This is a genomic window from Vasconcelosia minhoensis LEGE 07310, from assembly GCF_015207255.1.
Taxonomy (GTDB): domain Bacteria; phylum Cyanobacteriota; class Cyanobacteriia; order Phormidesmidales; family Phormidesmidaceae; genus Vasconcelosia; species Vasconcelosia minhoensis.
On sequence record NZ_JADEXG010000095.1, the window covers coordinates 1 to 12519 of the forward strand.

Below are 12519 nucleotides of genomic sequence, written 5' to 3' on the forward strand. Positions count from 1 at the left end.
ATTAATCTTCAAACTATTCGCTTGTCTAGGTGCCGCAGCTCGAAAGTCGCTCGCCTCAGACTCTCATCCGTAGCTCGCTCCCTTCAGCGCTTAATCAATATAACGAAGCACAAGCTGGAGTGTCAACTAAATTCTGAAGAATTTGCCCTAAGTCTTTGAAACCCTCTCATGTCAGGGGTTTTTCGTTCCCTACAATTCTACACAAACCCTACAGATAGAGTTTGGAGGGACTCAGGCTAAAAATTTAGGGGCCTGGATTGAGGATGGGTAGATATTTCCATTGTTCACATTTCGGATGAGAATGGAATGGCAAGGGATAATAGGAGCTGACCTGAGAGAGTTACTGTGAATTTTCAGTCGGTAATTGCAGCGCTACATACGTTTTGGGCAGAGCAGGGCTGCCTGATTGTGCAGCCCTATGACACGGAGAAAGGGGCTGGGACAAAGAGTCCTCATACGTTTTTGCGGGCGATTGGGCCAGAGCCCTGGTCGGTTGCCTATGTAGAACCCTGTCGGCGACCGGCGGATGGCCGCTACGGGGAAAACCCCAATCGCTATCAGCACTACTACCAGTATCAGGTACTGATCAAACCGTCGCCGAGCAATATTCAGGAGCTGTACCTGGACTCGCTGCGATCCCTCGGGATCAGGCCAGAGGATCACGACATTCGCTTTGTAGAAGACAACTGGGAAGACGCGGCGGTAGGAGCCTGGGGCGTCGGTTGGGAGGTGTGGCTAGATGGGATGGAGGTAACCCAGTTTACCTACTTCCAGCAGTGCGGCGGGCTGGACTGCGACCCGGTGTCGATTGAGCTTACCTACGGGCTAGAGCGGCTGACGATGTATTTGCAGGAAGTGGACGCGATCGCAAAAATTCAATGGAACGACCACATTACCTACGGCGACGTTCACATGCAGGGTGAAATCGAGCATTCCACCTACAATTTTGAAGCGTCTAATCCTGAGCTGCTGTTTACGCTCTTCAACCTCTATCAGCAGGAAGCAAAGCAGCTGATGGCTCGCGGGCTGGTGATCCCCAGCTATGAATATGTGCTGAAGTGCTCCCATACGTTTAACCTGCTGGATGCTCGCGGGGTGATCTCAGTGACGGAACGGACGCGCTACATTCGAGAAATTCGCGGGCTGGCTCGGCAAGTTGCCCAGCATTACCTCCAGCAGCGCGAGGCATTGGGTTTCCCGCTGCTTACAGTAAATAGCTCAATTGAGGCGATGCCAGAGGGCACCGCAGAAACAGCTGTATTGTCCGCCTAGCGGCATCGTGATAAGACGAATGTAGACGCAGTTACTCAATATGCAGTTACTCAATATATAGAAGGTAAGAACCATGGGTCCAACTTTGCGAACGTGGATAGAGCCGCTGGCGAACTGGTTTGTGCAATTGGGCATTCCAGAGCCGATTGTCCACTGGGGGCATCCGGTGCTGATGGGGATCGTGGTGTTTGTGATGGGTGGCTTCGTCACCTACGCGGGCTGGCGGGGCCGAGCGGCGGATGATCCCCAGGTTGCGGTGAAGAATAAACAGAGCCATGCCAAGATTGCGCCGCTGATGTTTGTGTTCATTGTGCTTGGCGCAACGGGCGGAATTTTATCCCTCGTCATGCAGGGCGAGCCGATTTTGGAGAGCCCTCATTTTTGGACGGGGATGACGGTGATTGGCATGTTGGGTTTGAATGCAGCGATCGCGCTTTTTCAGTTCGGCAAAGGCGACAAAAACTGGCGCACCTTCCACGCCTACTGGGGCAGCACCGCGATCGCGCTCCTCCTGATTCACGTTGCTTTAGGAATCAACCTGGGCCTTTCAATCTAAAACCTGACTGATATTTTTTACCCCACTCGTATTAATAGAGAGCGCTGACGATTAGAGGCGGCGCTCTTTTAGGTTTTGTCAGACTTAAATCGATTGCGGGATAGTCACCGATGGGATCTTGGGCTGTTCTAATCGTCAGCTGGGCCTACCTGCTGGGATTATTGTCAACCGGCATAGCGGGCGGGGAGGCTTGGCTACCGCTGATCGGTAGCGGCTGGCTGCTGGGCGGGATTGTTTTCGGGCTAGTAGTACCAAGGCTTTGGCGGCAGGGACCGACAGCGCGGCAGTGGGTGCTAGCGGGGATGGCAGGCGCGATCGCAACCCTCTACTGTACCTGGCGTCAGCCCAGGCCCAGCGTAGATGACATCAGTCGCTTCGCCCCAGCCGCCGGGCAGTCCGCAGAAGTCCACGTTGTCGGTCAGGTTGAGCAGATGCCGCAGACGACACGCAGCCAGAAGGGTAAGTTTTTAGTTAGCGCCTATTCATTACGTCAGGCCGCTGACGCAGCAATGCCGTCGAAACCGAGCCAGGTTGTCAGCGGCAAACTATATGTAACGGCACCGCTGAAGCCGAGCCAGCAGCTTTACCCGGGCCAGTTCGTTGAGCTCAAGGGCCAGCTCTATCTGCCACAGCCCGCCGAAGCTAGCGATGATTTTGACTTTGGGGCCTACTTAGCTAAGCAGGGCTGTTTCGCGGGACTGAGCGTGCGTTGGATTACCGATCGCTCGACTCAGCCGCCGCCGCCGTGGGCACTATGGCGACTGCGGCAGCGATTGGTAGCCGCCCAGAGCCGCTGGTTGGGGGAATCTGAAGGCGCCCTGGTGAGCGCAATGACGCTGGGTCGGCGAGCGGTTGATTTGCCCTATGACCTACGGGATGCCTTCATTGCGGCGGGGTTAGCCCATACCCTCGCGGCTTCAGGCTTCCATGTGTCGCTGGTGCTGGGATTGGTGCTCGGGGCGGTGCGATCGCGCCCACCCAAAGTCCAAGCCCTGATCGGCCTGAGCGCATTGCTAGTCTACGTCGGTCTGACCGGACTCCAGCCCAGCGTCATGCGAGCCGCCGTGATGGGAGCGGGAGCGCTTGCGGGATTGGCTTTAGAGCGTCAGGTCAAGCCGCTGGGCTGCCTGCTGCTGGCGGTGAGCCTGTTGCTGGTCTGGAACCCGCATTGGATTTGGGATGTGGGCTTTCAGCTGAGCGTCATGGCGACGCTAGGTCTGATTGTGACAGTGCCTGCCCTGGCTAAGCGATTGGACGGGTTGCCGAGCGCGATCGCAACAGTCATCTCCGTACCGCTTGCCGCCTGTCTGTGGACCCTGCCGCTCCAGCTCTACTACTTCGGCGTGCTGCCCTCCTACAGTATTTTGCTAAACATAGTAGTCACGCCGCTGATTGTGCTGATTGCGACCGGCGGATTTATCAGCGCCATGGCCGCTATCGTCTGGCCGCTGTTGGGCAGCGCGATCGCCTCTACTCTTTACTATCCAGTCCGTTTACTGATTGCTCTGATCGACTTTTTTAATCAGCTACCCGGCCATACTTTCACAGTTGAGCATTTTTCCGTCTTAGCAGTTTTTTTAACATACGGGCTGTACGGCTTAATCTATTTAGGATTAAGGCTGCGAGAGCAGGCTGACTCAGCCGCATGGGGGCGTTAAATAGCAGCCTGTATAAGCCACAGTACCGTATGGAAATATGATAAAGAATAACTTAGTTAGGCATAGCCGCAAGCCTAAACAATTGTGAAAGCTAAACTCATCAGTTCGTCTACATTTAATCGGTTCTGGGAATGGCTACGGCAGCTATCAGCAGCAAAGCGATGGGGACTACTCCTGGTTGTTTACAGCGCAGGTGTGCTTAGCTTAGAAAGAATTGCCCAAATCTTTGAAACGTCCTGGCGAGTGAGCCCCTGGGACCCGGCGTCAGCGCTTCATATTACCCTTTTGCTGTCGTTAGGGAACCGCTATTTGCCCATTGTGTTTTTAGCCCGCTGGCTCAGCGGTCTCATCCTCAACATCGAGAGCCCCTGGCTGAGCCTATCGGCAGCGATCTATGTATCTCTGGGTCATGGCAGCGCCAGCTACCTATTAAAGCGTTGGCTCAAGATCGACCCTCGTTTATACTGCTGGCGCGACGTGGCCTGGTTTACCCTGATTGCCGGCTTAATCATCCCCTTGGTCGCAGGAACGCTCTACGTCATGACGCTGTTCGCAACTGACCAAGTCATTCAGGCAGAGTTGAGCGAACGGGTTCTGCATGAATGGGCCGGAGAGTCTACGGGGATCATGATGCTGGCCCCAATACTGCTCAGCATCCTACGCATCTTACCATGGGGTCAGTCTCACATCGATCTGTCTCAGCCGCCGCCGCCAGTAGAGATTGACCGGCCTAGCCTGCGTCAGGGGATGGAGCTAATCCTGTCGATCAGCGCTCTTGCCTTCGTGAGTTGGTTGGCTTACGGGATTGAAAGAACTAACCTGCTGAACTATGACTATCTCAGTTTCTTACCGCTGATCCTAATAGCGTCTCGACGTGGGCTTATAAGTGGGGCTCTGGCTGTTTTATTTATTAACGTTGTCTCAGTTATTTTAGTTGGGGGCAAAGTTCAGGAGGAGGAGGATGCGTCCCTGGCACTCCAGTTTGGGCTGATGACAACCTCATTGACCGGCGTTTTGCTGGGAGCAATTACTACTGACCGGCGGCAGACTGAAGAGCAGCTGCACTATCAGGCGACTCACGATAGCTTAACTAGACTTTATAACCGTAACTGGTTTCTATCGCGGCTCAGTCAGGTGATAGGCCGCAGTCGGGATGGAAATGCACCTCTATTTGCGGTGCTCTTTCTAGACCTCGATCGGTTCAAAATTGTGAATGACAGCCTGGGACATCGGGTGGGGGACTGGCTGCTGACCGAGGTCGCGCGTCAGCTACAGCGCACTTTGCGCCCCTATAGTCAGATCGCCCGCATTGGTGGCGATGAGTTCATTATTTTGCTTGAGGATCTAGACTCTGATAAAATGGCTAGCTCTATAGCCGAGCAGATTTGTCAAGAGCTAGCCAAGTTCTATGAAGTGGGCGAATATAAAGTCTTTACTACGATTAGCCTGGGTCTGACGCTGAGCTCACACGGCTATGCTACGCCAGAAGAGATTCTACGCGACGCCGACATTGCTCTATACCAGGCCAAGGCTCGCGGGAAAAATCAGTACGCCGTTTTTGATCGGGCTATGTATGACGCCGTCATTCGCCGGTCTCAGCTAGAGCAGGACTTACGTCAGGCCATTGAAAAATTAGATTTATGAACCAAGATCGCACCCCTTTTAGAATTGAATATCAGCCCATCATTACTATGGAAACGGGGCAGCTCGACGGATTTGAGGCGTTAGTCCGCTGGATCCACCCAGAGCAGGGACTGATCTCACCTAGCGAATTCATTCCTCTAGCAGAGGACACCGATCTGATTCTAGAATTGGGAGAGTGGGTGCTCAAGAATGCCTGTCGCCAGGTTCAGCAATGGCGGCAGAACCGCCCATACCAGGCATTAAATATTGCGGTGAATATTTCAGGCCGACAGCTGCTCAAGCCAGATTTTGCCTGCGAAGTCAGCGAAATTTTGCAAGATCTGGGCCTAAATCCGTCCTCGCTTACTCTCGAAATCACTGAAAGCATTGCATTAGAATCTTTTCAAGAAACAGTAGGCGCACTTAATCAGCTGCGAGCAAATGGCATCCAGATTGCGATTGATGACTTTGGTACCGGATATTCCTGCCTGAGTCGTCTGCATAGCTTTGGTGCCAGCAGCTTAAAAATTGATCGCGCCTTCATCAGTCAGATGGGCGATACAGGAGAACGGTCAGAGATCGTAGAGGCGATTATTGCTGTCGCCCATAGCCTGAAGATGCGGGTTGTGGCTGAAGGAATTGAGACGGTGGGACAGCTAGACCGGCTTAGGGCATTGGACTGCGACTGGGGGCAGGGATATTATTTTTCGCGATCGCTCCCCAGCTCAGCCGTAGACGAACTACTGAAAAAAGCCCCAAATTGGATAGAAAGTGCAGATCGCCTGGCACCGCGCCTCAACTGATCGCTTCGGTGTAGAATATGAGAACGCCTTATGAAACCTTGGAGAGGTGGCAGAGCGGTTGAATGCGGCAGACTCGAAATCTGTTTTGGGGTCACACCCAACGAGGGTTCGAATCCCTCCCTCTCCGTTGACATAATTTAGCTTAAGCAATTTCCTCATCTCCTAAACTGGTGAACCTAGCGCTATGGGGAAATTCAATGAACACTCAGCTCGTCGATTCTCTTATTCAAGTCATTGAATCCCTGACGCCTGAAGAAAATAGGCTTCTACGGGAAAAGCTCAACGCCAAAGTTATTCAAAAAAAATCGGGTATCTGCGGGGGACATGCTCGTATTCGCAATACTCGCATCCCCATCTGCACCCTAGTTTCTTTTCGCCTACAGGGGGCCAATGACGATGAGCTGCTGCGCAACTATCCCAATCTTAGTCCAACCGATCTCAGCGCAGCTTGGACATACTATAGTCAGCATCGCGATGAGATTGACCAAGCTATTGCTGCATTAGACGAACCATAGCGGTATTGTCATCTGCAAGGACGATCGCGGCTACAGCGAGCAGATGAACTTTCTACACCAATACCTCGGCTCGCAAGAGACTTTATTAAATCGCCTGATCCGCGTTCAAAAGCAGAATCAACCCGGATCGAGTCAGCAACACTTCACGATTAGAGAATATTAAACGGCTTAACACGTTTTTGAAGCTCGGGCCGATTCCGCAAGCATATTGGTGCTCGCAATACGCTAAGACAGGTAGGTATAGTGATTGAGGCTGTTTTGATAGTTCTTTTGCAGCAGTCGAGCTTCGTCTAAGGAAATGTCTCGGTTTTGCAGCGCCTGCTCAGAGCGGCGGCGGATCTGCTCCAGCAGGTCTTCGGCGCTGTATTCGACATAGCTGAGTACCTGAGCCATGGTGTCGCCCTTAACGACATGTTCGATCTGGTAGCCCTTAGGGGTGAGCTGAATATGGACCGTATTGGTCTGACCAAATAGGTTGTGCAGGCTGCCCATAATTTCCTGGTAGGCCCCGCCCAGAAATAGACCTAGATAGTAGGGCTGACCGGGGATATAGTTGTGTAGTTCAAGGACATCCTTGACGCCGCGCAGGTCGATGAACTGGTTTATTTTGCCATCGCTGTCACAGGTAAGGTCGGCTAGGGTAGCGCGGCTAGTGGGTTCTTCATTCAGCCGGTGAATCGGCAGGATTGGGAAGAGCTGATCGATCGCCCAGCTATCCGGAGCGGATTGAAATACCGACAGGTTAACGTAGTAGATCGAGGCCATGCTTTTCTCCAGATCTTCGAGCTCGTCAGGTACATAGTCTTCCTGCCGAACAATCTCTACAATCTGACGACAGCAGGCCCAAAACAGCCGCTCAATCCGGGCTCGCTCGGTCAGGCTGAGGTAGCCAAAATCAAACAGGCTGGCGGCTTCTTCCTTAAACTGGAGGGCGTCGTTGTAGGCTTCCTGATAATTGTTGGCGTGAGTCGATTCATAAATTTCATAGAGCTCCCGCACTAGGGCATGTTCGCCGGGCTGGAGCGGTTCAGGGGTGCTCTGGGTCGCTTCGCTAGTTCCCAATACGTCAAAAATCAGGACGGACTGATGGGAGGCCACGGCCCGACCGCTTTCGCTAATCAGCGTGGGTACCGGCAGGTCGCGAGCGGCGCAGGCTTCTTTCACCTCGGCGACTACGTCATTGGCGTAATTCTGCGTGCTGTAGTTTTTCGAAGCGTGAAAGTTCGTCTTCGAGCCGTCGTAGTCCACCCCGAGACCGCCACCGACGTCCAGATAGCCCATGGGCGCGCCCAGCTTGGCCAGCTCGACATAGATCTGGCAGGCTTCCCGCAGGGCATCTTTGATCGCGCTGATCGCCGAGACCTGGGAGCCGATGTGAAAATGGAGCAGTCGCAGGCAGGAGAGCATTCCCGCTGCGCGCAGCCGCTCAACCACGGTAAGAATATCGGCAATGCTGAGGCCAAACTTAGCGCGATCGCCCGCCGAATCGCTCCAGCGGCCCACCCCCCGTGTACTCAGCTTGGCCCGTACCCCCAGCAGCGGCTGAATCCCCAGTCGCTGGCTGGTTTGAATTACCGTATCGACTTCATCTAGCTGCTCCAGCACGATGAACGGCTGCTGCCCCAATCGCTGCCCCAGCATCGCCGTTTCGATATAGCCTTCATCCTTATAGCCATTGCAGATCAGCAGCGCCCCCGGCGTATTCAGCGTCGCCAAGGCAATCAGCAGCTCTGGCTTCGACCCCGCCTCCAGACCAAACTGGAAGGGCTGGCCAAAGCGCACCAAATCTTCGATCAGATGGCGCTGCTGATTACACTTCACCGGAAAGACCCCGCGATAGGTTCCGGCATAGCTGTAGCGCGCGATCGCTTTGGCAAAGCAGGCATTTAGCCGCTCAATGCGGTCTTTGAGAATGTCGGAAAAGCGCAGCAGCAGCGGCAGTTCCAGATCGCGCTGGCGCAGCGCTTCGACCAGCTCGTAGAGGTCCAGGGAGCCGCCGCGATCGCCCTGGGGAGAAACAGTGATATGCCCAGCCGCATTAATAGAAAAGTAGGGTTCGCCCCAGCCTCGAATCCGGTAGAGCTCTTCGCTATCTTCAATCGTCCAGGTAGAGGCCGCAGCGGTAGACGGTTCGGCAGCACCATTCAGCAACTGCGCTTGGGTCGGTTGGTAGGATTGGGTCACAGCGGTTCATCCTGAGGTCTAGAGCATTTGCACTGACACAGTTTAACCCCCAGCCCATCGCTTATGCCGGACTCAGTCCATTTAAATTAGAAAGGCCATTTAGAAAGGAGAAACCGGCTGTACGGATTTTATGTATCCGTAAGCTTTGTAAAATTTTAGTAGATATTGTCTGTAAGCCCGACGATGTCTAATCGGATTTTGGTATTTATACGGAAGGCTCATTTCAGCTGCATCTGCTCGGCCTGCATTTAGCCCGCCGAGAACCGATAGCAGAGCCTTTACAGGGGACGTTGGCGCTATGAAACCCGATTCACCAATCACCATTGACGTTGCTTACTCGCAATCGTCATTACTTGATCCGCCTGCTATAGCTGAGAAACCCGTCACCCCCGTTCGGCGAGGTTCCCCAGTCACAAACAGTTTAGGGATTGACGTCGCCTTTCTGCTAGCAGCTGGTGCTATGGGCTATGGTTTGGGATTCATCGTCAGTCTGGTTAATTCCGGTTTGGGGCTACAGGTAGCGATGATCACACCGCCGCAGCACCTGATTTTTTTCACGGTGGCTGCAGTGGCGCTGACCTTTGTGTTACTTGACAGCGTGAGAGCCTTGGTGCTCCCCAGCCGGTTGCCTACCCACTCTGTCAAAGGCGCAAAGGCAGTCTATGCGAGACGGCTACATTGGTTTTTAGCCGCTTTCTTCTTCGACGCAATGGTGATTGCGCTGAGCTGGTCAGCCGCTGAGATGCCGATGGTTTCAAAGTTTTTCATCGCTGCTGTTTTGGCGCTGGCGCTCTATGCCGTATCTCAGAGTGTACCTTCGCTAAAGCTCAGTTTCTGGCTCGCGAGCGGCCTCTTTGTAGCTGTGCTAGCTGTAACTCAGGCATTCATCCTGCTATCGCTGCGAATGGCAGAGCAGGCACCAGAGAAGCCCATTCAGCAGACCAGTCGGCTGCGGACACTGCCCAAAGGTGCCGTAGATCCATAGGTCTGTAAAGCCATAGTCTGGCCTAGGTTAGCTGAACGACAGCCTGATTGCGAAGCAGCGTCGCTGAGGTGAGAATATCTTCGACGGTAATCCGCAGAAAGCGATCGCGGTCAATCCAAAACTGTACCCGGACGCGATCGCTGCCGGGAAAGCCGGGCGGCGTCAGCTGAGCAATCGTGCGAGCGCCGTCGCGATCGTTGAGCGGCTGCACCTGGGCCTGGTCGGCCTCGATCCGCCGGGTAATCAGCCGGTCGCTTTCAAAGTAAACTTCCGTCCGGGTCGCCGCATCGCCCATTTCACCCAGAATCAGCTCAATGCTGGGCTGGTTGTTGCTAGACGCGCCCAGCACCAGCTCTACCGGCTCGGTCATCGGGTAGGCCTGGCCCTGGGGAATGATCGCGTGCCAGCTGTGGCGGCTGTGCCGTCGGTCCCAATAGCGAACGCCGTAGCTGTGGTAGAGAAAGTCCTGTAGCTCGGTCGTGGGGCGGAGCTGAAGCGCGCCCTGGGCGATCGCTTCAAAGGGGCGATCGCGACGAATTTTATCTGATTCAAAATAGCTGCCAATCCATTCCTGTACCGCTGGAATCTGTGCTGTCCCTCCCACCAGCAGCACCGCATCAATATTGCTCGACTCAATACCCTGCCGCCGGGCCTGCTGGAGGAGCTGAGTCAGACGGTCGTCTAGCCGCTGAAAAAAGCCCTGCTCAGTCAGAATCTCATTGAAGGTTTTGCGGTCTAAGTTCAGCTCGTAGCTTTCCAGCGTTTCATCATTGAAATAAGCTTCGGACGCCTCGCTCTGCTGCGAAAGCTGAATTTTTAGCTTCTCGGCCAGCCGCAGGGTCAGGGCTGAAACCGGGACGCCCTGCTGCGCCGCAAAGTAATCCGCCAGCCAGTGATCGATGTCGGCTCCGCCCAGGTTTTCGCCCGCCTTGGCCAGCACCCGAGCCGTTTTGGGCCGCTGGGCTGACTCTTCGGCCATTGTCTTTTGGCCCCACTTGAGAATAAAGCCTAGCGGCTGACGGTTGGCCGCCGTGGTCAGCTGCACCAGAGACAGGTCTAGCGTGCCGCCGCCAAAATCGAGTACCAGGATCGTCTCATTGCCGCTGAGCTGATAGCCCAGGGCCGCCGCCGTGGGCTCATCCAGCATCCGTACCTGGTCAATCTCCAGGGTTTGGCAAAGCTGGCCCAGCCAGTGGCGATAGGCTTCGAAGCTGTCTACCGGTACGGTGAACACCAGGGAATTCAGGTCGGGCTCCTGGACGCGCACCTGCTGAATCACCTGGGTCAAAAACCATCGCCCCACCTGCTCAAAGTTAAGCAGCTGCCCGTCCAGCTCGGGCATAAAGCCCTGCACGGAGGAACCGATGCCGCGCTTAAAGTTGCGAAAAAAGCGGGAATCGCTGGCGATGTCTAAGCCGCGATCGCGCACCCCCTGCCCGGCCACCGTCTTTCCCTGAGCCGCATCCTCCACATACAGCAGGCTGGGAATCAGCGGCGGGTTGGCCCCAAACTGCCAGGCCAGAGGGTCTAGCGCGAGGATCTCAGGCTGCTGAGTCGCCGCATTCCAGCGAGCGACGACGGTATTGCTGGTGCCAAAATCGATGGCCAGAGTCATTGCAACGGTTCATAAACGAGCAGACTTCTATCTTAAACCTTGGCCGGATCGAGATGAGAATGATAGCCAGTAATGCACTGCGAGTTAAAAGCTACAAGTGTTGCGTTGACAAGCCTTTGCACTACTTTTAAGCTTGGGATATGAAAGTTAGGGATGCGATCAAACTGATCGAGCAGGATGGATGGTATCTAGCCCGGACAAAAGGAAGCCACCGTCAATGCAAACATTCCAGCAAGCAAGGCCACTATACCCGGAAAACCGGCTGACGATCTGGCCCCAGGGACGTTGAACAGCATTTTGAAACAAGCGGGTCTGAAACGATGCAGTACCTTATCGTAATTGAGAAGACAGAAACTGGATACTCCGCCTATTCTCCTGACCTACCAGGCTGTGTCTCGACCGGGACAACTCATGAAGAAGTTGCGCAAAATATGCGCGAGGCAGTGGAGTTTCATCTGGATGGATTGAAATTGGAAGGCTTAGAGGTTCCGCAGCCTACCACTTCATCAGCCTATGTCGAGGTCGCCGTGTGATGTTGCATTGGAGCCTTTTGCTGCTCGCCGCTTTAGGAATAAGTTGCAGCGCTTTTCACAATGATTTGTCCGACAGGTTTCTATATCCAGTGGAGTACGACAGGGTGAATTGGCAACAGAGATATACAGAACATTTCATGAGACCTTGGTCAGAGCGGCGAGGAATCGACAATATTGACCATAATAGCACAATTTCTCTGGTAAGAGTGCCGTTAGATCGGCTATCTGACGCCCTTGCGGCTAGCGCAATTGAAACTCACCGTGGCGTGCTGGGTGCTGAAATTGAGCTGCCAAGCGAATTTGGCTTTGCATATCAGGTTACTGGACACGCTTGGTCAATTATGATTCGCGATATTACAGTTTCCCCGAATCGTATCGCAGCGACTTCAGCTCCAACTGCGGCCCAACTGTCCCAAGTATTAGGGCAGCCTGTCATCACGTTGTCGGTGAGTGATACAAGCGGTGTTATTGAATATCAGCTATTCGAAGGTGGAGAAATTTCTGAATATTTTTTGGGGACAGACGGTGCAGGCGATTTGGGGAATATAGATGGTTTACCTGCTCAAAGATATGTTTTGTCGCCGTATTCTGATGTTGACCCTGAAGCGACCGAACAAATCGCTTACTTTTGGTCAAAACGACGGGTACCAACTTAAGCCGGGAAAGTGTCTGCGTATAAGGGTTTCGGCTGTTGTGGTTTAGAAGACCGCCGAGGCATAGGTAGATCACCTACCTGCGCTAGCATCCATTCAAATACGTCGGGAAAATCGTGCCC

The 12519-nt window shown here is 54.0% G+C and carries 11 protein-coding genes, 1 tRNA gene and 1 pseudogene; 11 read left to right on the top strand and 2 right to left on the bottom strand.

Annotated elements, in window-relative coordinates:
• Window positions 1-345: 345 nt before the first annotated feature.
• From glyQ to IQ241_RS23675, 7 genes are all read left to right on the top strand, one after another.
• Entirely contained in the window at window positions 346-1272 is a 927-nt protein-coding gene (gene glyQ / locus IQ241_RS23645) for a glycine--tRNA ligase subunit alpha (RefSeq protein WP_193912004.1), read from the top strand.
• A gap of 73 nt (window positions 1273-1345) precedes the next feature.
• Window positions 1346-1828: a DUF4079 domain-containing protein gene (locus tag IQ241_RS23650; RefSeq protein WP_193912006.1), complete on the top strand. Its 483-nt coding sequence runs from the start codon at window positions 1346-1348 to the stop codon at window positions 1826-1828.
• Window positions 1829-1938: 110 nt separating this feature from the next.
• The gene (locus tag IQ241_RS23655) at window positions 1939-3486 is read left to right on the top strand and encodes a ComEC/Rec2 family competence protein (protein ID WP_193912008.1); all 1548 of its coding nucleotides are present in this window, start codon (window positions 1939-1941) and stop codon (window positions 3484-3486) included.
• Window positions 3487-3570: 84 nt separating this feature from the next.
• Complete coding sequence (locus tag IQ241_RS23660) at window positions 3571-5130, top strand: diguanylate cyclase domain-containing protein (protein WP_322743774.1); 1560 nt, start codon at window positions 3571-3573, stop codon at window positions 5128-5130.
• Window positions 5127-5912 (top strand): putative bifunctional diguanylate cyclase/phosphodiesterase, encoded by a 786-nt coding sequence (locus tag IQ241_RS23665; RefSeq protein WP_193912012.1) that lies wholly within the window; start codon window positions 5127-5129, stop codon window positions 5910-5912. The genes IQ241_RS23660 and IQ241_RS23665 overlap by 4 nt, the downstream gene beginning before the upstream one ends.
• Window positions 5913-5952: 40 nt before the next feature.
• Window positions 5953-6039, top strand: a tRNA-Ser gene (locus IQ241_RS23670).
• 70 nt (window positions 6040-6109) lie between these two features.
• Window positions 6110-6427 (top strand): DUF433 domain-containing protein, encoded by a 318-nt coding sequence (locus IQ241_RS23675; RefSeq protein WP_193912014.1) that lies wholly within the window; start codon window positions 6110-6112, stop codon window positions 6425-6427.
• A gap of 225 nt (window positions 6428-6652) precedes the next feature.
• Here IQ241_RS23675 and speA read toward each other — a convergent pair whose 3' ends face one another.
• Window positions 6653-8578, bottom strand: a complete 1926-nt coding sequence (gene speA, locus IQ241_RS23680; RefSeq protein ID WP_228022041.1) for a biosynthetic arginine decarboxylase — start codon at window positions 8576-8578, stop codon at window positions 6653-6655.
• A gap of 331 nt (window positions 8579-8909) precedes the next feature.
• On the opposite strand from speA, the gene IQ241_RS23685 reads away from it, so the two are divergent.
• The gene (locus IQ241_RS23685) at window positions 8910-9596 is read left to right on the top strand and encodes a hypothetical protein (protein WP_193912018.1); all 687 of its coding nucleotides are present in this window, start codon (window positions 8910-8912) and stop codon (window positions 9594-9596) included.
• Between the two features lie 22 nt (window positions 9597-9618).
• On the opposite strand, the gene IQ241_RS23690 is transcribed toward IQ241_RS23685, so the two are convergent.
• Complete coding sequence (locus tag IQ241_RS23690) at window positions 9619-11211, bottom strand: Hsp70 family protein (RefSeq protein ID WP_193912020.1); 1593 nt, start codon at window positions 11209-11211, stop codon at window positions 9619-9621.
• Window positions 11212-11351: 140 nt separating this feature from the next.
• On the opposite strand from IQ241_RS23690, the pseudogene IQ241_RS23695 reads away from it, so the two are divergent.
• From IQ241_RS23695 to IQ241_RS23705, 3 genes and pseudogenes are all read left to right on the top strand, one after another.
• A pseudogene (locus IQ241_RS23695) lies at window positions 11352-11550 on the top strand (type II toxin-antitoxin system HicA family toxin).
• On the top strand, window positions 11532-11744 hold the full coding sequence (locus IQ241_RS23700) for a type II toxin-antitoxin system HicB family antitoxin (RefSeq protein ID WP_193912022.1): 213 nt from the start codon (window positions 11532-11534) through the stop codon (window positions 11742-11744). The pseudogene IQ241_RS23695 and the gene IQ241_RS23700 overlap by 19 nt, the downstream one beginning before the upstream one ends.
• A gap of 104 nt (window positions 11745-11848) precedes the next feature.
• A complete protein-coding gene (locus tag IQ241_RS23705) occupies window positions 11849-12400 on the top strand; it encodes a hypothetical protein (protein ID WP_193912024.1) in 552 nt (183 codons plus the stop codon).
• Window positions 12401-12519: the final 119 nt, after the last annotated feature.

Excerpts from the sequence above, each read along its gene's own strand:
- IQ241_RS23675 (WP_193912014.1), top strand. The coding sequence starts at position 6,110 with ATGAACACTCAGCTCGTCGATTCTCTTATTCAAGTCATTGAATCCCTG.
- IQ241_RS23690 (WP_193912020.1), bottom strand. The coding sequence starts at position 11,211 with ATGACTCTGGCCATCGATTTTGGCACCAGCAATACCGTCGTCGCTCGC.
- IQ241_RS23650 (WP_193912006.1), top strand. The coding sequence starts at position 1,346 with ATGGGTCCAACTTTGCGAACGTGGATAGAGCCGCTGGCGAACTGGTTT.
- IQ241_RS23665 (WP_193912012.1), top strand. The coding sequence starts at position 5,127 with ATGAACCAAGATCGCACCCCTTTTAGAATTGAATATCAGCCCATCATT.
- IQ241_RS23685 (WP_193912018.1), top strand. The coding sequence starts at position 8,910 with ATGAAACCCGATTCACCAATCACCATTGACGTTGCTTACTCGCAATCG.
- IQ241_RS23655 (WP_193912008.1), top strand. The coding sequence starts at position 1,939 with ATGGGATCTTGGGCTGTTCTAATCGTCAGCTGGGCCTACCTGCTGGGA.
- IQ241_RS23700 (WP_193912022.1), top strand. The coding sequence starts at position 11,532 with ATGCAGTACCTTATCGTAATTGAGAAGACAGAAACTGGATACTCCGCC.